This is a genomic window from Shouchella miscanthi (assembly GCF_007725405.1).
Taxonomy (GTDB): Bacteria; Bacillota; Bacilli; order Bacillales; family Bacillaceae_D; genus Shouchella; species Shouchella hunanensis.
This window is the reverse complement of record NZ_CP042163.1, coordinates 1,181,143-1,202,492: the sequence shown is the minus strand read 5'-3', so window position 1 is coordinate 1,202,492 and position 21,350 is coordinate 1,181,143. Positions and strand designations below refer to the sequence as shown.

Genomic DNA, 21,350 nt, shown 5'->3' with positions numbered 1-21,350 from the left:
GCCTAAATAAGCGCTTTTGTCTTTCCCCATAGTCTAACAATTTACGGTCGTTAGGTAGAAACGTTCAGGCCTTATTCCTGAGATTATATGAGGTGATATATTCGTTTTCATTCCAATTCGCACTTTCAGTTTACGCAGGAATCTGTCTCATGTCAACATATAGTCGAACATTTATACAAATGTCTTTTCACAATGTTCGCTTTTAACACAAAAGGAAAAAGACTCACTTTCTCTCTACATTTGCATAAGCTATGGTAAATGCCTATATAAGGAGGAAATAGGGTGCGCTCCTTTGAACAACGAATTAAACGGTCATTTTTGTTTATTGCTTTCGGCTTATCTTGGAGTATGGTTGCGTTACTGTTAGCGAGACCTGATCTGCCTCCTCAATATTTTTTATTTTTTGCTTGTCTTGCACCAGCTGTATCTGCTGTCATTGTGCACGAGTCGACTACAAACCGCTCTTTAGCTCACTCTCTATTTTTAACAGCAAAACCAACGCTAGCGTGGCTGCTGAGCCTAATCATTCCACTCGCTTTTATTGGAATATATCGCATCTCTTTTCCAAGTGAATTCGGACTGTTTCATCAATGGTGGTTTTATCTCTTCTTCATTACTGCGTTATTAGAGATTGGTTGGCGAGGGTTCTTCCAGAAAGAGTTGGAGGTTGATTCATTTTGGCTTTCATCTATAACGATTGGCGTGCTTATGGCATGTTGGGCCACGCCTATTCTTGTTGTGTTTTTTGGAATAAATGACCTGCATTTATTAGCCTTTATGTTCTTTTTTTTACTCATTGCTGCTCCATCTACGTTTCTAATAGGTTTAACTAAATCGCTACTACCATCAATGATCTTAAATGGTTTTTTCCTTTATTTATTGACGTTGCTTTTTACGCATAACGATATGCTCGTTGTCTTTTTCGCTTTGCTGCTCATGCTAAACGGTATCGTCATGCTTGCTCATGCAGTCTTTCCACATTATTTCACTCAAGCATTTATCAAAAGAAGAAGTTAATACGAAAAAGCCCTACTGCAAATGAACGACAGTAGGGCTTTACAAGTTTAGCTAGCTCTTTTCCTGTTGGTTATCAATGAGAATACCCTCAAACATAATTTGTTGTTTTTTCCAGACTGGCTCTTTTCCTTTTACTTCTGTAAAAACAGGTTTTTCCATTCGTTTTATTGGTTGATAACCAAGCTGTTGCATTCGCTGCAAGCACTCGTCAATTGATTCGCCTTCCTTCACTTCAAACCGCTGCTTTTTCTTCATTTTAATGCCCTACCTTTTTCACGTACTTACATGTAGTGTATCATAATTTATTTCAACTCCAGTTAAGGGGGGATTTTACGACAATCAAAAAAAAGAGCTGAACCCAATTAGGCTCTTTTGGGCTAGCTCGCTTCACTGACAAGACGGTCTGTTTTCCTGCTACGACTTTACGCCTTCTTTCCATAAATGCTTAATTGCATCCAAGCCCAACTTTGCTCCTTTTTGGCACGCTTCCATTCCCTCGAATTCAATTGAGACATAGCCTTCATAATTCTTTTCTTGCATATACGTAACAATCTCTCGAATCGGAATGTCACCTTGTCCAACAATGGCACCTCGCAAGTATCGACCTGAGGTTGTTTGTAGCCATCCTTCTTTAATTGGCAATTCGTCTGCCTTTCGATAATAGAAGTCTTTAAAATGAACCATTGACGCATAGGGGAGATTATTCGCTACACCAACGATTGGATCCTCATCTACACAGAGAAAATTCCCTACATCAAGGGTTGTTTTAAAATTATCTCGGTCAACGGCTCGAACAAGCCGTAGCACTCGTTCACTTGCTTGAATATAAAAGCCATGATTTTCAACACTTGTAATGACGCTATATTGCTTTGCGTAGTCTGCTATTTCTCGACAAGCATGAATAAGCAATGGCAAATCCTTTTCGAAAAAAGCATACGATGTTTCATGAAGACTACGACTTGCTACATCATGACGCATTCGCGTTGCACCCAGTCGTGCGGCTATATCGACATGATGCTTGACTATGTCAATGGCTTCTTCGTATGCTTCTTTAGAATGTTGAATGAAATTTGCTCCTACTGCATAATTTGAAATTTCTAATCCTCTATCATTCGCTCTGTTTTTTATATCATTTACTAACTCAATGTTATTGAGCAGGTCAAATCCAACCGGTACAATCTCAATATGATCTGCACCTGCATCGGCTACATAATCAATCACATCCAAAATCGTCATTTCCCCAGCTTGCATCGCTTGGTACAAACTATACGAACTAATCCCTATTTTCATTATCGTTTCTCTCCTTTTTCACCTGAATCATATAAGGGTAGTTGCTTCTTGCGTTCAGTTGATTGTTAATGGTTTCACGTAATTTCTTAATAAAAGAGTTATACGTACAGTACGCTTTGACTTATCAATATTCCTTTAAAAAGATAGAGTAAAAAAATCTTCTTTTTATAAAACAAGGAAATTTTGTCTTTTATCGACCCATAGTTATAAAAGTTAGTTTATAAAGTATACTAATCTAAAAACTCAAATAAGTATATAGAAGATTTAATTTTATGACTTTTACCTCATTAAAAAAGAGCCTTCTCCATCAACGAAGCTATGCCGAAACAACGCTCATTGATAAAAAGAAAACTCTTTCCCTCTATTGTTTTTTAGCCTTTTTGCACAATCAACTGATCATTAAACTAAACAAACCAAAATCGCTTTTTCCGCTCAAACCTCTCCGTATAATCACCTGTCATTTGATAAAGAGCTTTTTCCTCTACTCGGATGCGCACACTTAACATCCACGCGTTCAACACTGTAAAGAGGATTGCTGTCCAATACGCTTGAAAGATAAGAGGGACAAACGCTATTTCGGTCATGACGACTGCATAATTCGGATGTCGAAGAAAGCGATACGGACCTTTTTCAACGACAGGCGCATCGGGCAACACAATAATTTTTGTATTCCAATACCGTCCTAAAGAAGTTAACGCCCAAATACGAATACATTGGGCTATAATAACGATTAATAGTGCCACCACACTAATACTCGTAAAGCTTGGCGTAGTAAAGGTCACTTCTAAAAGTAAGGCAATAAAAAAACTGACATGAAGAGCAACCATCCAATGATAATGCGTTTTACCTACTTCAATACCGCCATTGCTTTTCATCCAACGTTCGTTTCTTTTTGCTACAACAACTTCAATCAATCGTTGCGCTATGATAACGGATATCATACCATATACCCATATCAAGATTCCTCACCCCTCCATTCTACTAAAAGCATTTCTGAACAAAAGCCAGGCCCTAGTGCAGCTATTAATCCCTTTTCTCCTCGTTCATGTTCCTGCTCCATACACGCTTTTAAAACATATAAAACAGTTGGCGATGACATGTTTCCATATTCACTCAATACGAGACGTGAGAGCGCGGTTTTCTCAGACGAAAATTTAAGAGCCTTCTCATAGGCTTCAAGCACCTTTTTTCCACCAGGATGAGCAATGAAAGCGTCAATGTCCTCAAGGTCTACATTTTCTTGTTGCAAATAGTCTGTGACAATGGGTTCTAGCCAATTTGAAACAATAGATGGAATGCTTCTTGAAAAAACAACGTTTAAACCATTATTCTGCACATCCCACCCCATTACATCTTCAGAATCTGGCATTAACGTTGATTGAGTGGACTGAATGGCTACATACTGTTTTTGTTTCCGTTCTTTCAGAAGTGGTGATTCATCGCCTACTAGCAATGCGCAAGCTACTCCATCAGCAAACAGGGATGTGCCAATAAGATTGCTTTTAGAATGATCATCCTTTTGAAAAGTTAACCCGCAAAGCTCAACACAAACGACGAGCACTGCTGATTCAGGATAAGCCAAACAATACTCATAGCCCCGACTCAACCCTGCGGCTCCACCTGCGCAACCAAGTCCCCATAACGGTATTCGCTTTGTATCTGTACGAAAAGGAAGCTTGTTCATAACCCGAGCATCTAATGATGGAGTAGACATGCCTGTACTTGAAACAAATACAATCGCATCAATTTCAGTAGGTTGTATACTTTTCTTTAAAAACGTATTGCTTTTTAAACATGACTCAATTGCCGTTACACTGTATGTCGTAGCATCCTCAATGTAACAACGATTCCGTTCACCTAATGTGTGATCATTTTTGAACCATTCCATTGGCTGGGAGAAATGACGTTTGCGTATTTCCCCATTTGCGAACACCTTTAATAAACGTTCAATATCATGAAAGCTCTCCGAAAATAACTCTTTTGCGAATTCCATTGTTTGATGTTGTGGTAACTCGTGTGGTAGATCAGCAGTGGCAACAGACAATATAGCGGGCATATGTAGTCCTCCTCAATATAGTCTTATTAGATTATCCAAAGGCTGACAATGTATGAGCAGTATGACTACTTTTTCCAAATAAAAATCGTTTTCCCATTACACACTTTTCATTAATAATTGGGTTGTCTTTCCAACACCATTGTTATACGATGTATGTATAATACCTTGTTATACGATGTATGTATAATACCTTGTTATACGATGTATAAGTAGAAAGGATGAATGCGAAATGGACAAAGAAATGATGAAGGGTAGTATTGATTTTTTACTATTAACCCTTATTGATGCCCACGATTTATACGGCTACGAAATGACAAAGAAACTTAAAAATCTTAGTGGCGAAACTTATTCGATGAGTGAAGGTACACTTTATCCTGCATTAAAACGAATGGAAAAAAAACAGTGGATTTCCTCCTATTGGAATGAAGAAACAGGCACACGAAGAAAGTACTATACGATTACAGACGACGGCAAACAAGAATTACAACGAAAGAAAAAAGATTGGGCTACGTTAAATTTGTTGATCAAACGAACAGGAGAGTCTTATGAGCTCTAAGATCAATCAGTATATCACTCGAATTGTGAATCAAACCGATTGTTCAACAGCAGAACGACAAGAAATGTATGATGAGATGTATGACCATTTAACACTCATACAGAATGATTATATGGAGAAAGGCTATTCCAAACAAGAATCGGAGGAGATGGCCATAAGGGCATTTGGTCATGAGGCAGCAATTGGAGATGAACTCCAACAAGCAATGTTTCCATACCGACGAGAATTTTTGCTCGTATTAGCACTTGGCTCCTATATCTTTATTTGTGTTCAATACTTTTCTATTCTTTTCGTTGAGCATGTCGCAAATAACTGGTTGTTTCTCCCTGCAATCGCTCATACATTCCTGGTTTTTTTCGCACTAAATCAAACGTATGCTGTTAACCGAAAATTATGGCTAAACGCTTCTCTTGTATTGAACATTCTGTTAATGTTTACTTTTGCTAACCCTACTTTCAGTAACAATATCATTTGGAACCTGCTTCATTACATGATTCTTGGAGGGTCTATTTTCTTAATATACAGAACTGCGTTAACTTATTCTCAAGGCGGAAGCAATATAGGTCAGAAGCGATTGATTCACTCTGTCAACATTACATTAGGGTTTTTGCTATTAGTGGCGAATGGCTTTGTGCTGTTTTCATTTCTTTTTTTTGGTAGCTTTAATTGGCTGTTTGCCATTAACCTTTTTCTTCCTTTTATATTGTGGGGCTTTGTTTATGCAATCCAAATTCGACTAGCTACAAAAAAATCTAAGTGGATGAAGCTTAGTTATACACTCTGGTTTTACACCTTACTTTATATCGTTGCTTTTGTTCTTCCTCTTTATTTCCCGGCTTTTCTAAGTAACGATTTAAACAATCTTTTAACGAACTTTTTATTCCCTTTTTGATTCTTTCGCTAACGGAGGTCTTGTCATTGTTGAATAAGAAAATGCTTTTTCTGTCAGTTGGAACTATCATTGGTTCATGTTTGCTCTTTATAACCATTGGTTTTCTCGTCAACGCTACTCAAAAGACTGAACCCGCTTTCACAGGGGAATATGACGTCAATGTAATGGAAGACTTACTGTATGTCACAACAGAAAATTCAGTTGACACATTATTCTTACAGACAAATAATGAAAGCGCCCTCTCTTTGTTTACATCTGATTCGGAGGCTTTTCTTTACAGTCCTATATTTATTGATGAGCATACGGCTGCATTTATACACACAACAGGCTATGAACGAGGAAGCGACCCTTATGAGACGTCGTCTGAATTTGCCTATAGCGCTATTTCTATTGTTGATTTCGTTACAGAAGAAATAACGACCCTTGTTGAAACTCGTGGCGTTCTCTTAGACCTCATTTATATTCCGACTACGGATCAATTCATCGTGACGGGAGACAACGTTAGTCAACATATAGAGCCAGAAGCGCAAGAAACAAGGAAAACAGCGTTGTATAACGCTGCAGATGGGGAACTCCAACTCATTTATGAAGGCTCTTATGCTGTACCTAGCTCCATGCAAGCAGCAAAAGATGGGCAACTCATGATGATTCTCCCTGATGATCAAGGGAACTGGACGGTTGATACTATTTATGAATCCATAGAACGAATCTATATCGCCGACCCTACCGTTACTCCACTTAATCTTGAACTATTCTCTAGCGATGAAAAGACAGCTCCTATTACAAGCTTTGTCCAAGTGAAAGACGGGCTCATTTATCAGACCATTTTTAATTACGAACAATCAGATGGCTCATTTGACTATGACTTGGTTCCATATTCTTTTGAAACGCAAGAAGAAGGAAACCGTCTTCGAATAGGTGGTCACGACATTGAAGCGCTTCGTAGTATTCCTACGAAGGACATTCTCTATTACGTAAAACGCACCGATGCGTATCGTGACGGCAATACGTTCTCCATCCATCGACATGATTTAGTCAGTGGGGACGAAAAAGAGATCCCTCTCATTGCAAAAGAAACAGACTAACGGGGTCACTGTTTGGTTTTTTATGCTTTGCCACCATGTTATCGTAAACGACCTCTTGACCTTACCGTTACGTTACCCTTTACGATTCCACTAAAGGAGGTGCGATTATGGAGTACACAGTAAAACAATTAGCGAACCTCGCTGGCGTCAGCAGCCGAACGCTCCGTTATTACGATGAGATCGGTCTGCTTAAACCGAAACGAATGAATTCAGCTAGCTATCGAATCTACGGTCAAAAAGAAATAGATCGCTTGCAACATATTCTATTCTATCGCGAGCTTGATGTCGGTCTAGACGCGATCATGACGTTGATGAATGAGGATACGTTTCACGTTGAAAAGGCTTTGCTACAGCATAAAGCTCATTTAGAACAAAAGCGAGATCGTTTAAATCAGCTTCTTCAAACCCTCGAGCAAACCATCGCTTCTACAAAAGGAGGAGAACCTATGTCCAATCAGAGTAAATTCGCTGCTTTTAAACGGCAACAAATCAAGGAAAATGAAAGGCTTTACGGAAAAGAAATACGTAAAGAATATGGAGAAGACACGGTTAATGAAACCAATAACCACCTCTTACAGCTAACAGAATCTGACTATCTACAGAGACAAAAAATAGAAAATGCACTAACCGAGCGATTGCGTGAGGCATCCAATTCCTTGGTTATCACGAAAGAAACAGAGCAGGAGATTACTCAGCTTCACAAAAAGTGGATTATGTTCTCATGGTCTACGTACAGTGAACAAGCACATATTGGCTTAGCAGATTTATATGTTGAGGATGAGCGCTTTAAGCGCTATTACGATGCAATTGCATCAAATGCGGCATCCATTTTACGAACTGCGATTCGTAACACGCTAGCTCCATAAGAAGAGTCATTCATAAGTCAAGTAGCCTCCAGCATATGTTTAAGGACGTTGATGATAATGGAGGCTAGAAATGATGAATGTATACCCTCCGTCCTTACCATCTTTTCAAACGGAACGACTGTTTATTCGTCCTCCCATGAAAGGAGACGGGGATAAACTATATGAGTCTGTACAGTTTTCTAAACAAAATTTATCTACATGGTTACCGTGGGTGAATCAAATGGTGTCGTCTTCTCAAGCAGAAGATGCAGTGCAATATGCTCATCAACAATTTATTGATTTAACAGATTTACGGTTTCACTTATTTGAAAAAGACACACTTTCTTTTGTTGGTTCTGTCGGATTTCACGAAATTAAATGGCATGTCCCACGTATGGAAATTGGCTACTGGCTTGATGTACGATTTCAAGGAAAGGGCTATATGTTTGAAGCCATACAACCTTTACTTTCTTTTGCCTTTCACCAATTAAGTGTTCATCGACTAGAACTACGTTGTGATCCTTCAAACAAAAAAAGCCGTGCTTTAGCAGAAAAATTAGGCTTTTCACTAGAAGCCATTTTAAAAGAAAATGAGCGCGCTACCGTCACAACTGGGTATGCCGATACATGCATTTACGTGTTATTTCACTCGACGTTTACACAAAATAAATCGACATTCTCCTGAATGTCGATTTTTTAGCATTATAAAAATGGAATGACGATTCCTCCGTATGCAAATGCTATTACAATCACAAGGGCTGGATGCACCTTTAGCTTTGTTAATAGCAGAAAAGCGACTGCCGCAATAACAATGGACTGAATCCACCCAATCGACTGGAGCGCATCATTAAAGATCGTTACAGTTAAAAGCAACATTAACATACAGATGACAGGCTGTACTGCTAAAGAAAGTCCTTTAACAACAGGAGATTGACGATATTTTTGCAAAACCTTCATTAATAAAATGACGGCAACACTAGATGGAACAATGGTTGCAGCAAGCGCTACAGCCACCCCTCCCCAACCGGTTATACTGAAACCAACATATGCGGCAATCTTTGTTGCAATGGGGCCAGGAAGTGCATTTCCTAAAGCAAGTACATTATTAAATTCTTCACTCGATAACCATCCAAAACGGTTAACGACTTCTTCAAACATAAGTGGAATGGATGCTGGTCCACCACCGTACCCTAATAAATTGGCAATGAAGAAAGCAAAAAATAGATAGACATAAATCATTCTGACTCTCCTTGCTGCCGCTTACGCCATTTATCAACCAATCGATAGTGAAATAAGCCATAGATAATGAAGGCAATAATAACAAACCCAGGGTGAATATTTAGTCCTTGAAGGAGTACAAATGCTAAAACAAACGTACCAATTCCCATGAGCCAACCGAAGCCCTGCACTGCTTTTTTACCAAAGTCATACGCCATTTGCCCGAGCAGCACGGCAATAACTGGTGTAACAGCGCCAATCATCCCTGCAATAACTGGTGAGTCACTTATTAAATCCACTACCGAAAACAACAAGATCATGGCAATACTTGTCGGAAGAATGTGCCAAAGGGTTGCCCATATGGCTCCTAGCCATCCTTTTTGTTGATAGCCTAAATAAGCAGACATTTTTGTGGCAATCGGTCCAGGAAGCGTGTTTGCAATCGCTAAGGTCTCCCCAAAGTCATCATGACTCATCCATTTATATGTCTGAACTGCTTCATGCCTAAAAAGCGGCATAACAGAAGGACCACCGCCAAACCCTAATACACCTGTTCGAAACATTGCTAATGCCAGTTGTTTATACGCCACTTTGATTCTCCCTTTTCGTTAGTTTCTAATTTTCTCTAGATCAAATGTAGGAATAAGTCCTTGCTCCATCGCTCGTCCTAACAAGTTTTCTATTGCTTCATAGCCACGATCACCAAGGTTTCTAGTAAATTCATTCACGTATAAATCAATGTGAGCTTGAGCAACTTCACTTGAAAGCTCCTGTGCATGACTCATCACATAATCCTTCGTTTCTTCTGGTGTCTGCCAGGCATATTCTACTGATGCAGTTGCCCAATGCGTAAATTGCTCTTTACTTAATGAACGTTTCGCAATAATAGCGCCTAACGGAATCGGAAAACCAGTATCTTCTTCCCACCATTCTCCTAAATCTTGCAATAAACACAAATCATATTCTTGATAGGTGAACCGTGCTTCATGAATGACCAACCCAGCATCAACAATACCATCCTTTACAGCTGGCATGATCTTTTCAAACGGCATCACTTTAATTGTAATCGTATTGTTTGTCAATGCTTGTGCAGTCCAAAGACGGAACAATAAGTATGCTGTTGAACGATCACTTGGCACTGCTACCGTTTTACCTTCAAGCGACTTAATGGATTGCTTTTCTTTTGTTAACACAAGTGGACCGCATCCTCTTCCTAAAGCGCCACCACTTGGAATAAGTTGATAGTGATCTAATACATATGGTAACGCCGCGTACGATATTTTCATCACGTCAGGTCCAGTTTGATCGATTGCCCAATAATTGGTTTTATCAATATCTGCATATGTCACTTCTAATGGTGGTGCACCTTTAATTTTCCCATGTACCCACGCATAAAAAACAAATGTATCATTCGGACACGGAGAAAAGGCAATATTCATCTTGTTCAACCTCCTTAATCGTTTGACCAATTTTTTTAATCCCTTTAAAAGCAAGTGGGAAATTCCATTTTGATTTGTCACGAACACCTACTTCATTTGAAATGGTTCGTAATTCTGAGAAAGGTAGATTAAATGATTTGGCTGCGGCTGCGACTCCGTATCCTTCCATCGCCTCAGCAATGGCACCTAACTTTTCTCTCTCCAAATATGTTTTTTCTGTGCCTGTTGCTGTTAGCACAGATAAAATGATTCCTTCATGTACGTGATAAGAATGGCTTAATTTCCCAACAAGCTGACGATCAATTCTCGCTTGTTGTTTTTGTGTTCCAAACCCTAACTCATCAATAGAAATAAACCCCTCTGGAGATTCTGCACCTATTTCCGGAGCAATAATACTAGATGCAGCCACAATCGATCCTATAGCAGCACGCTTCGGAAAACCACCGGCAATTCCAATATTTATCACACCTCGGTAAGGCTTTGTTGAGAGTTGCTTTGCTGTATTCGCTGCTGCTGCTGCAAAACCAACCCCACAAACAATTACTTCAATCGTCGATTGTTTTCCCAACCCTTGTTCCAATGCTTCTTTTTCTTGCTCTACAGAGACAGCAAGTAAGACTGGAAGCTTATCCAACATGTAGCACCAAGCCTTTCTAACGATTCTAACAAATTAGTATAGCATATAATTCTTTGCTACGCTGAAGGAATGCAATGTAAGAAAATCAGACATTTCCCTCTTTCTAACGCATACGCTTTTAGTAATTCTTTGGAAGAGGTGAGTAAAATGATCAAAAAAATAAGTTTGATCTTTTTAACGGTTATCCTTGTTTTCTTCTTTATGCAACCGAATCTATCTTATGGTTTCAGTAAAGGAAAACCCGATCCGTCTGCACCGCCCGGCACTTGGTACATAGGTGATGCACCTCATGTAAAAACAGGCAGTCCCATTTTATTTGTACATGGTTTAACTGGCTCAGGAGCAACATGGTTTGAGCCAAACGATATGTACCGACAAGCTCGCGATGCTGGTCATCCTGCTGCCTTTATTAATCTCTACCCTGATCAATCATACTGGGATAATGGTCAAATGCTCGCCAGCAAATTAGCCGAAATGTATAACCATTTTGGCGAAAAGATTATCGTTGTCGGTCATAGTAAAGGTGGCGTGGATACACAAACAGCGCTCCTCCATTACGGTGCTGAACGCTATGTTTCAAAAGTCTTTACCTTAGGCACGCCACATCATGGAAGTCAATTAGCTAATCTAGCATATAGTAACTGGGCTGGCTGGCTCGCAGGCATTATTGGCATGCGCTCTCCTGGTACAGACTCATTGCGAACAGGAACGATGGCTGCTTTTCGAAATCAAACCGATCGACTTGTAGGTGCCCATTCTGTTCCCTTTCAAACACTATCAGGTCGCTCATGGGGCTCTTTTGGAACATCTCTTTATTTCGGTGGTGTCTATTTAAATAGTTATGGAACAAACGATGGTGCAGTTACAGTTGACAGTTCTAGACTCTCTTATGCAAACGAACTGGCATCCCTTTCCCTTGATCATTATGCGATTGCAGAAGGTCATCGTGTATTCCGCTACTTACAACCTCGTCTTGCCACCAACGAGCAAGAGGTTGAAACACAACAAGCAGACTATGGAACCATTATTCGTGGCGGTGAACTAAATGGTACAGCAACCCAAACCTTTCAGCTTGAAGACGAGATCCAAGCCGTTACGTTTTCAGTCTTAGCTCACGAATCATTAAAAAACGTAACGCTCATCTCTCCAAATGGCGATGAACATCTTGTCGAAGCAATTGAAAAAGAACACGAGCAAAGTATTTTTGCTGGCGCTTATAGTCATTTTATTGAATTGGATCAACCAGAAAGCGGAACGTGGACAGTAGAAATGAACAGCACAACAGCAGGCGGCTACTTCGCTGTGGCATCGATTGACGGTGGGTTAACCAATACGCTTCAGCTTGAAAAAGATGTTGTGAGCGCACTAAATACGAATCCAGCTGATGTCACCTATTCAGTTCATATAAATGATGAGCTTTATGTAGAAGATGAAGCTCTTGACGCGCTTCACACATTCCATCTGCCAATGAAGAGCAATACATCACAAACGATTACGACGGATTACAACGGCATCACAAAGGATGGAACGCCGTTTGAGCGAACCGTTGTAGAACACCTCTTCACTGATGAGAGAGGGAATGTCTTTCATTAGCCACGCCCCTTAATAAACATCGTTTGATAAACGTGTAAATAACTAGCTACACTGAAAATCGATGCGGGCAAGACCGTAAGCCTAGTTATGGTCTCGCCCCCTTTAAGTCTCTCTTGGCTGCGCTTCTTCTGAAGGCATCACCTGCATTTTTGTATCTGTTATAAAAATTTCGTCTTTGTGTCTTTGCCGTTGTTCTCTGAACTTTTCATCTTACGATAGGCATGAACATTTTTTAAAATCATATACACGTGCTCAATGCCATCTTCTATAAAAACCTCTGACACTTGAACAAACCCATACTGTTCATATAAAGCTCGTATATAATATTCCGCTTGTAAACGTATAGCGGTTTCTTTTTGTTCCTCTAGTAAAACCGTCATGGCTTGTTGCATCAATAAATGGCTTAATCCCTTGCCACGACTTTCTTTTCTCGTCAAGATCCGTCCAATCGATGCTTCACGGTATAGGACTCCACTTGGAATTAAACGCGCATAAGCCTGGACTGAACCATCTTCGTCAGATAAAAACAAATGCGTAGCGTGTAGATCAATACCGTCTAAATCTTGATACATACTTTGCTGTTCAACAACAAAAACATCCATTCGCGCTTGGATAATAGCGTATAGTTCCATCGTTGTTAGCTGTTGAAATGATTTTTGTTTCCACCTCATTACTATTCCACCTTTCTCCTACACTCTATCAAACAATGCGCAGTCATTCACTAATTAGAGATTTTGATTCCTATTTACGTTTTCTCCTAACGTATTATGGGTAATCAAATGTATATCCATATAATTGAAAAGAAGGTGAAAAATGATTAACAAACGGCTATCTTTTTTTATGCTGTTCTTTCTTATAGGTTGTTCTGATAATGATCTCTCTCATGATGTTGTTCTAGCCGATCCTTTAATGAACGAAATTCCCATTGTTTCTATTTACAATTCGAACAATGAAGAAATGGAAGCGACTTCATTTGCTATCTGTTGGAATTATTGTGATGAAGCTACCTTATCCCCGATAAATGAAGAAGGAAGAGTCCAAAACAGCAACGCCTCAAATGAAGCTGAACTAGGCGAAACAATGGAAATCGCTCTCCATTATGAATCCCCCCACACCATTTCGCACCAACTTGTCTCTTTTGATGGCTCCTCTTCAACCGAAGAAGAATTAGAGAATGAAACGTTCGAGGTCCATGGTCAAGGCGACATTCAGTATGCGATTGTCACACGGTTTCTAAACGAAAATGAAGAAACGATCGGTCGGATTCAAACAATCTTTTCTGTGCACCTAAACTAGTCTTCTTTTCCAGTAGGGTCCTTTTACAAGATCAGTGTCTTAACAGAATAAGGCACTGTTTGATTATTCATTCAGGAATTTACCTCGTCTCACCTCAATTTAGTTCTCCTCTTGTGAATTTTATCCCTTTTACCATATTTTCATAGTAAGATAGGGCTATATACGATTACTAAAAAAGGAGAGAACGGCGTGCAATTAACAATAAAAGCAAGGGGAGAGCATGTTGACGTTTTATCACATTTACTTGCCAAAAACCCTTACCGCTTATACGAACGTGATGTGAACGGTCACCTCGTTCGGTTATTTTTTTCTCATTTTTCCGCAGATTTTGTTGAAACAACGATCTTTGTTACACCTGATCCAATTGAACTGTCTCGTAATAGTGCACGTGCATTTGATATTACTTCTTATATCAATGATCGTGAATTTGCTGTGAGCAGTATCTTTTGCACGTTTCTTCGTTCAGCACTTGGTACAGCTCTTAATGGAAAACCAAGGGATCCATACTTGCCATGGGTAGACCATCCATTTTCGTTTGAATTTTCATTTGGACCATTGGCCAGTGCAACCAGCTTATCTCTTCTCAAGCGTCTGTTTGAACCCATCGGCTTCTCCGTGAGTACTGTTTTTGCGGAACAGAAGGCGCCGCTAAGTATAAAGGATAGAAGCTCGGCTCAAATGATAACGTTAAAAGGACGCACCACCTTACAAAAAGGAATTAGACAGCTATTTGTTCTCATCCCTGTTCTTGATGACTATAAACATTATTTTATTGACGAAAAAGAAGTCGATAAAATGAAGCGTTACGGAGAAGGCTGGCTTGAGAATCATCCAGAACGAGCTTATATTTACGAAAAAGCCCTACGATTTAAAGCCATTTATGAACATACACAACATAAAGACGTTCAACCAGTGAAAGAGACAATGATCCGACTAAACGATAAGCGCTATGAGACGATTATTCAGAAAGTTTCTGACTTACATCAAAAAGCGAGTGTTGTAGACCTTGGTTCTGGTGAGGGAAAGTTAACGGTCAAATTAGGCTATGTAAAAGGGATTAAAGAGCTATTAGCGGTAGAACCGTCTGAAATGGCAATGACTCGGGCGTTAAGGCAATTTACAAAACGCACGAAAGAATTGGAATTTCTTCAGCCAACCCCTTTAAGAAGTTCTTTATTTTATTACGATAATCGTTTACAAAATAAAGACGTCATTATCCTATGTGAAGTGATTGAACATATTGAAGAATTCCGCTTGCCAAAAATGATGAAGATGATTCTCAGCGATTACCGCCCACAAACACTTTTCATTTCGACACCGAATTATGAGTACAACCAACTCTACAATCTGGGTGAAGGCTATCGTCACCCAGATCATCGCTTTGAGTGGACAAGAGATCAGTTTCAAACTTGGTGCCAGGCGGTTAATACTGGCTTTTACAACTTAGAGTTTACAGGGATTGGGGAAGAACACAGGCAGTTTGGTCACCCTACTCAGCTATGTCACTTCCAAAGAAAGGAGTCTGTTTAAATGGATGTGTATGTACCTTATGCTGGAATCGTATTATGTGTCGGTCCATCTAACAGTGGCAAAACGACGTTGCTTGAGTCTTGGGTGCAAACCCAACAAGTAAAATCATCTGAAATTGTGAGCTCTGATGATTACCGTGAACGTGTTGGTGATGTGCGTTTTCTTGATTGGAAAAGTCGTCCAAGAGATGAGGCAAGTTCGTTAATGGAACAGTATCAAATCCAATCAGCAGAGGCTTTTCGAACGATGGATGCAGTCATTGAATCAAGATGTCGCTTAAACAAGCTGACGATTGTGGACGCTACTCACCTTCATCCAGATGACCGTGAGCGCTACCGCAAAATAGCTCGATCACACCACCTGCCTATTCTCACGCTTCTTTTTCATACAAAGGAAGCTACTCTTCTTCTTCGAGATAGTGAACGTGATGAGCCTAGGGGGAAAAAACGTGTAAAGCAGCAGCTTCAAACCTTTAAGCAACAGCTCCGCCTCCTAAAAAAAGAGCGATACGCGAGATCCTATTCCATTTATGAAGATGAGATTGTTCACCTTATTCGTCCTGTAGAATCTCCAATTGAATTGGATGTTGGTAAAGGGCTAGATATTGTCGGCGACATACACGGCTGTTTTGATGAATTTCTTACTCTCCTGCATAGATTGGGCTATCAACAAAATGAAGCCGGTTTCTATATTCATCCAGAAGGAAGAACGTTTCTCTCATTAGGAGACATCATGAGTCGTGGTCCTAAATCGCTCCAAACCCTTCAGTTTTTTCACAATCACATTCAGGCCGGCTTAGCGCATATGGTGGATAGCAATCACGGCTGGAAGATCGCCCGCTGGCTCGATGGTCAACATGTTCAACTAACGCATGGAGACGAAAAGGTTGAACAGGAATTTCTCACCTATGAACACACACACGGTTCAGAGAAAGCAACCGAATTAAAAAAACAGTTAAAAGACCTGTTACTAAAAGCTCCTTCTCATTATGTTTTAAAGAAAAATGGGGTTGCTACAGCAGTCTGCGTTCATGCAGGTATACGAGATGAGTGGATTGGAAAGCAGTCTCATGAAATTAGTGATGTCGCTAGATATGGGGAAACAGACGGTTTTGATGACGCCAATAAACCTATCCGTAAAGACTGGACTGTTCACCATAAGACGAGTCCTCTTATTATTTGGGGACATGATCCGCGAAAAAAAGCAATGGTGGTAAATGGTACGATTAATATTGATCAAGGTGCAGTATTTGGTGGTGAACTTACAGCGCTTCGTTACCCGGAAAGAGACACATTGTCTGTGGACGTCGAAACCGACTATTCTAATGGGGATCACAACCCATTGCACGAACTTGAAAAAGCACGATTTGCTGTACCGAACATCGCTAAATACATCCAAGGTTACACTGCGTCGACTGAGTTACTCGGCAACATCCATATAGGGGAAGAACACGTCATACCAGCTTTTGACGCCCTATCCCATGTCACTTTGCCGTTAGAAGAACTTGTCTACATCCCTCCAACAATGAGCCCAACGCCAATGCCATCGTCATTAGAGGGATATTTAGAACATCCACAAGAGGCCATTGACTACTATAAGCAAAAGGGAATTACGCGAATGGTTGCCCAGAAGAAGCATATGGGTAGTCGTGCTGTTTTGCTTTTATTTAAAACAAAAGAAGTCGCATCGTCCTATATTGATCGACCAAGCCTTGGCGTTATTTATACTAGAAAAGGTAGGGCATTCTTTGATAGAACAACAGAACAAGCTATTCTTGAAAAGCTTAACAAGGATTTACAGCCTTACTTTGAAGAGCACCATACGGATTTTGTTCTTTTAGATGCTGAAATTATGCCTTGGAATTTAAAAGCAAAAGAACTCATTCGTAAACAATATGCGCATGTCGCTGAAAACGCTCGATTGGATCGAATGCAGCTCCTTTCGAAATTGCAATCAACTAGCTTGGATCATGATCTTGCTAGCTGGGTAAGTGAATACGAAAAAAAGTTAAATCATGCAGACATCTTTGAAGAAGTTTATCAGCACTATTGTTGGGAAGTTGAGAACTTAGAGAGCATCCAAATTGCTCCCTTTCATGTGTTAGCTCATAGTAATCGGTCATTCTTTAATCATCCCCATACTTGGCATATGGAGCAAAATCAGTTATTTTCAGAGCTCTCCCCTTTATTTGTACAGACGGAATGGAAATTAATTGATTCGGATACTTCTGCGGCTGAAGTCATCTCTTGGTGGGAAGACTTAACCGACGATGGGCAAGAAGGCATCATTATTAAACCAGAATCCTTTATTTGTAAACAAAAAGGAAAACTCATTCAGCCTGCGATAAAAGTCCGTGGACAAAAATACCTTCATATCATTTACGGGATGGATTATTTAGAACCAAAAAACCTTGAGCGATTGAAAAAACGAAACAGCGCTAAAAAGCAGAAGCTCGCCTTAAAAGAATTTTCACTTGGAATCGAAGCAGTTAATCGCTTTGTTGCCGGCGAATCGGTAGAACGGGTGCACGAATGTATTCTTGCTACATTGGCTCTCGAGAGCGATCCCGTTGATCCTCGTTTGTAAATAACCAAACAGCCTCTCCTATTCAGGAGAGGCTGTTCTTCTACTGCTATTCAACACCTTCTAGCCATTCAGTCACTTTCTCTTGATTCTCCTCTACCCACTGCTTTGCTGCATCCTCTGGGTCCATCCCCTCTTCAGCAATTAACAACATCACTTCATTCATATCATCTGCTGTCCAGTAAAACTGATCAAGAATGCGGAAGGCATCAGGATCTTCCTCTTCTAACCCTTCTCGTACAATCGTTCGAATTTCACCCTCTTCTGCATAAATTCCTTCCGGATCATCTAGAAAACGTAAATCAAACGAATTAAATTTCCAATGAGGCTCCCAAGCTGTAACAACAATCGGCTCTTCATTTTCGTAAGCATTGCGCAACTGTTGCGTCATAAAAGCATCTGTACTTAGCGTTTGCTCTATATCAAGATTATACGCTTCAATTACGTCTTCTGTTGCGATAGCAATCCCTGCACCAGCATCAATTCCGGTTATTTCCGACACAACATCAGCATTCAATTCCTCAATACTTGTCACATCCATGTATGTTGGAACAGCAAGTCCGGTTCGTGCCCCTTCAAGATTCGCACCTAAATCGACAATCTCCTCTTGATAACGCTCATAATCTGCCTTCATGTCGTCCGGCAACCATCCGGCTACGTGTGCATCAACGCTACCATCAGCCACACTTTGCCACATAATTGCTTGCTCCACAACCGTTAATGTAACATCGTAGCCCGCTTGCTCAAACGCTTCTTTTATCACGTAATTCGATGCAAGTTCTGAATCCCACGCAACATATGTTAATTCAATTTCCTTGTCCGATGAAGACTGACTTTCACTCGTTCCACACGCGGCTAACGTGAATGGTACAATAGCAATGATTGGCCAAAATCGTTTTTTCAACTTGCATCTCTCCATTTCTTTTTGTAAAATTTGTTTAGAACGATTTAAACGAATTAAATATAATCGTAACATAGCTACTTGATCTGTCAAACAAAAACGCTTACACTTTTTTCTAAGATGTAGCTATTAATAAGGAGACATAAAACATGGATAAAGAACAAGCTCGAGAAGAACTTGATCGTATACACGCTATTATTAAAGACGGCATTGCCGATACGATGGACATTTACGGCGTAAATCGTTCGATCGGACAATTATATGCTACCCTCTATTTGAGTGACGACCCAATGAATTTGAACGAACTTCGAGATGAACTTGGTATGAGTAAAGGGAGTATGAGTATTGGTGTTCGTAAGTTATTGGACGAAAATATTATTCACCGAGTCTATCGCAAAGGGGAACGAAAGGATTTATATGAAGCAGAACAAGACTTCTTCCAGTTTTTCACTTCTTTTTTCACTCGCCGCTGGGAACGAGAGCGGGATGTGAACATGGCAGCCATAAAAGAAGCTGTTCCCTATTATAAAGCACTCATTGAGAACGAAGAGGTACCTGAAGAGATTCAAGCTGAAGCTTCATTTACGTTAGATAAAATTCATTCCTCTCTTGCCTACTATGAATTTCTTGATATGCTTGTCACCCAATTTCGAACAGGTAATCTAGCAAAAGAACTTGTTGAAAGATATAAAGATGCGAATAAATAAGTTTAACTGCGTTAGACAACTCCAATTCGTGTACGTAAAAGATGAATGTCCTAGGCTGTAGGATGTTCATCTTTTTTATACTCCTGTTAAAAAGAAAGGCTCGCTTGCTACTACACATTGTGAAATTCCTTTTCCTTTGACAATCAAAAAAGACAATGATAGAGTTAATTTTGTATTAATCGTTTAAAATATATTAAACAAAATGAAAGGTGGTTATTTGCTATGAACGTCCAGCTATTCATTAATGGAAAGTGGGTACATGCAGAAAACCAACAGACTCGCTCGATTATTAACCCATTCAATCAAGAAACGATTGCCACTGCTGCAGAAGGAACGAAAGACGATGCGGTACGAGCTATTGTTGCTGCGAGAACCGCATTTGATGAAGGGAATTGGCCGCACATGCCAGCAAGCGAACGAGGGGAAATGGTTCGTCTTGTCGGTCAAAAAATTAAAGATCATCGCGAGGAACTCGCTCATTTAGAAACGTTGGATACTGGCAAGACTCTCGAAGAAAGTTTAGGAGATATGGATGATATTGCAAATGTATTTTTCTACTTTGCCGGACTTGCCGATAAAGATGGCGGTGAAATCATTGAAAGTCCAATTCCTGATTCGACCAGTAGAGTTGTTCGTGAACCGATCGGGGTTTGCACGCAAATTACACCGTGGAACTACCCATTGTTACAGGCAGCATGGAAGCTAGCCCCTGCTTTAGTAGCAGGAAATACACTTGTTATGAAGCCAAGTGAAATAACGCCTCTCACCACAGCAAAAGTGTTTGAGTTTTTTGAAGAAGTAGGATTCCCAGAAGGTGTTGTTAACCTTGTACTAGGAACAGGTACAGAAGTTGGTTCAGTCTTATCCGAAAGCCATGATGTCGATCTTGTTTCATTTACAGGAGGAATTGAAACAGGTAAGAAAATTATGCAAGCAGCAAGTGGCAATGTTAAAAAGATTGCCCTTGAATTAGGCGGTAAAAATCCAAACATAGTATTCGCTGATGCAGACTTCGATACAGCAGTCGACCAAGCATTAAATGCCGTTTTCTTCCATGCTGGGCAAGTATGTTCTGCTGGCTCTAGACTGCTCGTTGAGGAATCGATTCATGATCGATTTGTTCAAGCATTAATTGAACGTGCTAAGCGCATTAAACTAGGGAACGGTTTTGATGAAAGTACCGAATCCGGCCCCTTGATTTCTGCTGAACATCGAACGAAAGTAGAGCGCTACATTCAGATTGGATTAGATGAAGGCGCTACACTTGCCGTCGGCGGTAAACGACCAGATGCCGATGAACTGAAGAACGGATTCTTTTTAGAACCAACGATCTTTACAAACTGTAAGCACGATATGCGCATTGTGCAAGAAGAAGTCTTCGGTCCAGTGTTAACCGTCGAAACGTTTACGTCAAAAGAAGAAGCGATTGCTAAAGCAAACGATACGATTTACGGCTTAGCAGGAGCTGTCTTTACAGCCGATATTGATAAAGCTGAACATGTTGCCAGCAAATTACGCATGGGGACTGTTTGGATTAACGACTTCCATCCTTATTTTGCTCAAGCACCTTGGGGCGGCTACAAACAATCTGGCTTTGGACGTGAGTTGGGCAAAATCGGGTTAGAAGAATATACCGAAGTAAAACACATTTTCCGTAATAAGCAGCCACAACCAGTCAATTGGTTTCAATCTTAAAAAACCACCA

General features: G+C 40.1%; 22 protein-coding genes and 1 riboswitch. Of the genes, 12 read left to right on the top strand and 10 right to left on the bottom strand.

Features of this window, described 5'->3' with window-relative positions; translation table 11 throughout:
- Positions 1–9 precede the first annotated feature (9 nt).
- A riboswitch (purine riboswitch) is annotated at positions 10–111 on the bottom strand.
- A gap of 171 nt (positions 112–282) precedes the next feature.
- On the top strand, positions 283–1,017 hold the full coding sequence (locus tag FPV17_RS05835; protein WP_035393284.1) for a hypothetical protein: 735 nt from the start codon (positions 283–285) through the stop codon (positions 1,015–1,017).
- Positions 1,018–1,068: 51 nt separating this feature from the next.
- Here the strand turns inward: FPV17_RS05835 and FPV17_RS05830 are convergent, their stop codons facing one another.
- The 4 genes from FPV17_RS05830 to FPV17_RS05815 form a co-directional block, all read right to left on the bottom strand.
- Positions 1,069–1,272 carry an NETI motif-containing protein gene (locus FPV17_RS05830; protein WP_035393286.1) on the bottom strand — a complete coding sequence of 68 codons (204 nt, stop codon included), beginning with the start codon at positions 1,270–1,272 and terminating at the stop codon, positions 1,069–1,071.
- A gap of 159 nt (positions 1,273–1,431) precedes the next feature.
- Positions 1,432–2,307 carry a sugar phosphate isomerase/epimerase family protein gene (locus FPV17_RS05825; RefSeq protein ID WP_144558452.1) on the bottom strand — a complete coding sequence of 292 codons (876 nt, stop codon included), beginning with the start codon at positions 2,305–2,307 and terminating at the stop codon, positions 1,432–1,434.
- 404 nt (positions 2,308–2,711) lie between these two features.
- Complete coding sequence (locus FPV17_RS05820) at positions 2,712–3,266, bottom strand: isoprenylcysteine carboxyl methyltransferase family protein (RefSeq protein ID WP_318251304.1); 555 nt, start codon at positions 3,264–3,266, stop codon at positions 2,712–2,714.
- Positions 3,263–4,363: a type III polyketide synthase gene (locus FPV17_RS05815; protein WP_144558451.1), complete on the bottom strand. Its 1,101-nt coding sequence runs from the start codon at positions 4,361–4,363 to the stop codon at positions 3,263–3,265. The genes FPV17_RS05820 and FPV17_RS05815 overlap by 4 nt, the downstream gene beginning before the upstream one ends.
- A 229-nt stretch (positions 4,364–4,592) precedes the next feature.
- On the opposite strand from FPV17_RS05815, the gene FPV17_RS05810 reads away from it, so the two are divergent.
- From FPV17_RS05810 to FPV17_RS05790, 5 genes are all read left to right on the top strand, one after another.
- Positions 4,593–4,919: a PadR family transcriptional regulator gene (locus FPV17_RS05810; RefSeq protein ID WP_144558450.1), complete on the top strand. Its 327-nt coding sequence runs from the start codon at positions 4,593–4,595 to the stop codon at positions 4,917–4,919.
- Entirely contained in the window at positions 4,909–5,811 is a 903-nt protein-coding gene (locus FPV17_RS05805; RefSeq protein ID WP_144558449.1) for a permease prefix domain 1-containing protein, read from the top strand. The genes FPV17_RS05810 and FPV17_RS05805 overlap by 11 nt, the downstream gene beginning before the upstream one ends.
- A 26-nt stretch (positions 5,812–5,837) precedes the next feature.
- Entirely contained in the window at positions 5,838–6,896 is a 1,059-nt protein-coding gene (locus FPV17_RS05800; protein ID WP_144558448.1) for a hypothetical protein, read from the top strand.
- 107 nt (positions 6,897–7,003) lie between these two features.
- The gene (locus FPV17_RS05795) at positions 7,004–7,762 is read left to right on the top strand and encodes a MerR family transcriptional regulator (RefSeq protein WP_144558447.1); all 759 of its coding nucleotides are present in this window, start codon (positions 7,004–7,006) and stop codon (positions 7,760–7,762) included.
- A 70-nt stretch (positions 7,763–7,832) separates the two neighbouring features.
- Complete coding sequence (locus FPV17_RS05790) at positions 7,833–8,426, top strand: GNAT family N-acetyltransferase (RefSeq protein WP_144558446.1); 594 nt, start codon at positions 7,833–7,835, stop codon at positions 8,424–8,426.
- A 17-nt stretch (positions 8,427–8,443) separates the two neighbouring features.
- Here the strand turns inward: FPV17_RS05790 and chrA are convergent, their stop codons facing one another.
- From chrA to FPV17_RS05770, 4 genes are read right to left on the bottom strand one after another with little or no spacing between them, the layout of a single operon-like run.
- Positions 8,444–8,980, bottom strand: coding sequence for a chromate efflux transporter ChrA (gene chrA, locus FPV17_RS05785; RefSeq protein WP_035393304.1), 537 nt, complete (start codon positions 8,978–8,980; stop codon positions 8,444–8,446).
- Complete coding sequence (gene chrB / locus FPV17_RS05780; RefSeq protein ID WP_274272165.1) at positions 8,977–9,549, bottom strand: chromate efflux transporter ChrB; 573 nt, start codon at positions 9,547–9,549, stop codon at positions 8,977–8,979. Before chrB ends, chrA begins: the two co-directional genes overlap by 4 nt.
- An 18-nt stretch (positions 9,550–9,567) precedes the next feature.
- The gene (locus tag FPV17_RS05775) at positions 9,568–10,398 is read right to left on the bottom strand and encodes a 1,4-dihydroxy-6-naphtoate synthase (protein ID WP_035393309.1); all 831 of its coding nucleotides are present in this window, start codon (positions 10,396–10,398) and stop codon (positions 9,568–9,570) included.
- The gene (locus FPV17_RS05770; protein WP_078440213.1) at positions 10,367–11,035 is read right to left on the bottom strand and encodes a futalosine hydrolase; all 669 of its coding nucleotides are present in this window, start codon (positions 11,033–11,035) and stop codon (positions 10,367–10,369) included. The genes FPV17_RS05775 and FPV17_RS05770 overlap by 32 nt, the downstream gene beginning before the upstream one ends.
- 147 nt (positions 11,036–11,182) lie before the next feature.
- Here FPV17_RS05770 and FPV17_RS05765 point away from each other — a divergent pair, with 147 nt between their 5' ends.
- Positions 11,183–12,628 (top strand): esterase/lipase family protein, encoded by a 1,446-nt coding sequence (locus FPV17_RS05765; protein WP_246117141.1) that lies wholly within the window; start codon positions 11,183–11,185, stop codon positions 12,626–12,628.
- Between the two features lie 158 nt (positions 12,629–12,786).
- On the opposite strand, the gene FPV17_RS05760 is transcribed toward FPV17_RS05765, so the two are convergent.
- Positions 12,787–13,299, bottom strand: a complete 513-nt coding sequence (locus tag FPV17_RS05760; protein WP_081762027.1) for a GNAT family N-acetyltransferase — start codon at positions 13,297–13,299, stop codon at positions 12,787–12,789.
- A gap of 142 nt (positions 13,300–13,441) precedes the next feature.
- On the opposite strand from FPV17_RS05760, the gene FPV17_RS05755 reads away from it, so the two are divergent.
- The 3 genes from FPV17_RS05755 to FPV17_RS05745 all read left to right on the top strand — a co-directional run bounded on the left by FPV17_RS05755 (position 13,442) and on the right by FPV17_RS05745 (position 18,040).
- A complete protein-coding gene (locus tag FPV17_RS05755) occupies positions 13,442–13,924 on the top strand; it encodes a hypothetical protein (protein WP_144558445.1) in 483 nt (160 codons plus the stop codon).
- A 189-nt stretch (positions 13,925–14,113) separates the two neighbouring features.
- Positions 14,114–15,454 (top strand): methyltransferase domain-containing protein, encoded by a 1,341-nt coding sequence (locus FPV17_RS05750; RefSeq protein ID WP_144558444.1) that lies wholly within the window; start codon positions 14,114–14,116, stop codon positions 15,452–15,454.
- Positions 15,455–18,040 carry an AAA family ATPase gene (locus FPV17_RS05745; protein ID WP_144558443.1) on the top strand — a complete coding sequence of 862 codons (2,586 nt, stop codon included), beginning with the start codon at positions 15,455–15,457 and terminating at the stop codon, positions 18,038–18,040.
- 46 nt (positions 18,041–18,086) lie between these two features.
- Here FPV17_RS05745 and FPV17_RS05740 read toward each other — a convergent pair whose 3' ends face one another.
- Positions 18,087–18,941 carry a glycine betaine ABC transporter substrate-binding protein gene (locus FPV17_RS05740; RefSeq protein ID WP_246117140.1) on the bottom strand — a complete coding sequence of 285 codons (855 nt, stop codon included), beginning with the start codon at positions 18,939–18,941 and terminating at the stop codon, positions 18,087–18,089.
- A gap of 146 nt (positions 18,942–19,087) precedes the next feature.
- On the opposite strand from FPV17_RS05740, the gene FPV17_RS05735 reads away from it, so the two are divergent.
- Both FPV17_RS05735 and betB read left to right on the top strand, forming a co-directional pair.
- Positions 19,088–19,645, top strand: coding sequence for a GbsR/MarR family transcriptional regulator (locus FPV17_RS05735; protein ID WP_144558442.1), 558 nt, complete (start codon positions 19,088–19,090; stop codon positions 19,643–19,645).
- 222 nt (positions 19,646–19,867) lie between these two features.
- Entirely contained in the window at positions 19,868–21,340 is a 1,473-nt protein-coding gene (gene betB / locus FPV17_RS05730; protein ID WP_035393315.1) for a betaine-aldehyde dehydrogenase, read from the top strand.
- Positions 21,341–21,350: the final 10 nt, after the last annotated feature.

What these genes read in the sequence shown, in the direction of transcription:
- FPV17_RS05825 (WP_144558452.1), bottom strand. Translation starts at nt 2,307, where the DNA reads ATGAAAATAGGGATTAGTTCGTATAGTTTGTACCAAGCGATGCAAGCT.
- FPV17_RS05810 (WP_144558450.1), top strand. Translation starts at nt 4,593, where the DNA reads ATGGACAAAGAAATGATGAAGGGTAGTATTGATTTTTTACTATTAACC.
- FPV17_RS05795 (WP_144558447.1), top strand. Translation starts at nt 7,004, where the DNA reads ATGGAGTACACAGTAAAACAATTAGCGAACCTCGCTGGCGTCAGCAGC.
- FPV17_RS05790 (WP_144558446.1), top strand. Translation starts at nt 7,833, where the DNA reads ATGATGAATGTATACCCTCCGTCCTTACCATCTTTTCAAACGGAACGA.
- FPV17_RS05755 (WP_144558445.1), top strand. Translation starts at nt 13,442, where the DNA reads ATGATTAACAAACGGCTATCTTTTTTTATGCTGTTCTTTCTTATAGGT.
- chrA (WP_035393304.1), bottom strand. Translation starts at nt 8,980, where the DNA reads ATGATTTATGTCTATCTATTTTTTGCTTTCTTCATTGCCAATTTATTA.
- FPV17_RS05765 (WP_246117141.1), top strand. Translation starts at nt 11,183, where the DNA reads ATGATCAAAAAAATAAGTTTGATCTTTTTAACGGTTATCCTTGTTTTC.
- FPV17_RS05760 (WP_081762027.1), bottom strand. Translation starts at nt 13,299, where the DNA reads ATGAGGTGGAAACAAAAATCATTTCAACAGCTAACAACGATGGAACTA.
- FPV17_RS05735 (WP_144558442.1), top strand. Translation starts at nt 19,088, where the DNA reads ATGGATAAAGAACAAGCTCGAGAAGAACTTGATCGTATACACGCTATT.
- FPV17_RS05775 (WP_035393309.1), bottom strand. Translation starts at nt 10,398, where the DNA reads ATGAATATTGCCTTTTCTCCGTGTCCGAATGATACATTTGTTTTTTAT.
- FPV17_RS05745 (WP_144558443.1), top strand. Translation starts at nt 15,455, where the DNA reads ATGGATGTGTATGTACCTTATGCTGGAATCGTATTATGTGTCGGTCCA.
- betB (WP_035393315.1), top strand. Translation starts at nt 19,868, where the DNA reads ATGAACGTCCAGCTATTCATTAATGGAAAGTGGGTACATGCAGAAAAC.
- FPV17_RS05815 (WP_144558451.1), bottom strand. Translation starts at nt 4,363, where the DNA reads ATGCCCGCTATATTGTCTGTTGCCACTGCTGATCTACCACACGAGTTA.
- FPV17_RS05770 (WP_078440213.1), bottom strand. Translation starts at nt 11,035, where the DNA reads ATGTTGGATAAGCTTCCAGTCTTACTTGCTGTCTCTGTAGAGCAAGAA.
- FPV17_RS05830 (WP_035393286.1), bottom strand. Translation starts at nt 1,272, where the DNA reads ATGAAGAAAAAGCAGCGGTTTGAAGTGAAGGAAGGCGAATCAATTGAC.
- FPV17_RS05805 (WP_144558449.1), top strand. Translation starts at nt 4,909, where the DNA reads ATGAGCTCTAAGATCAATCAGTATATCACTCGAATTGTGAATCAAACC.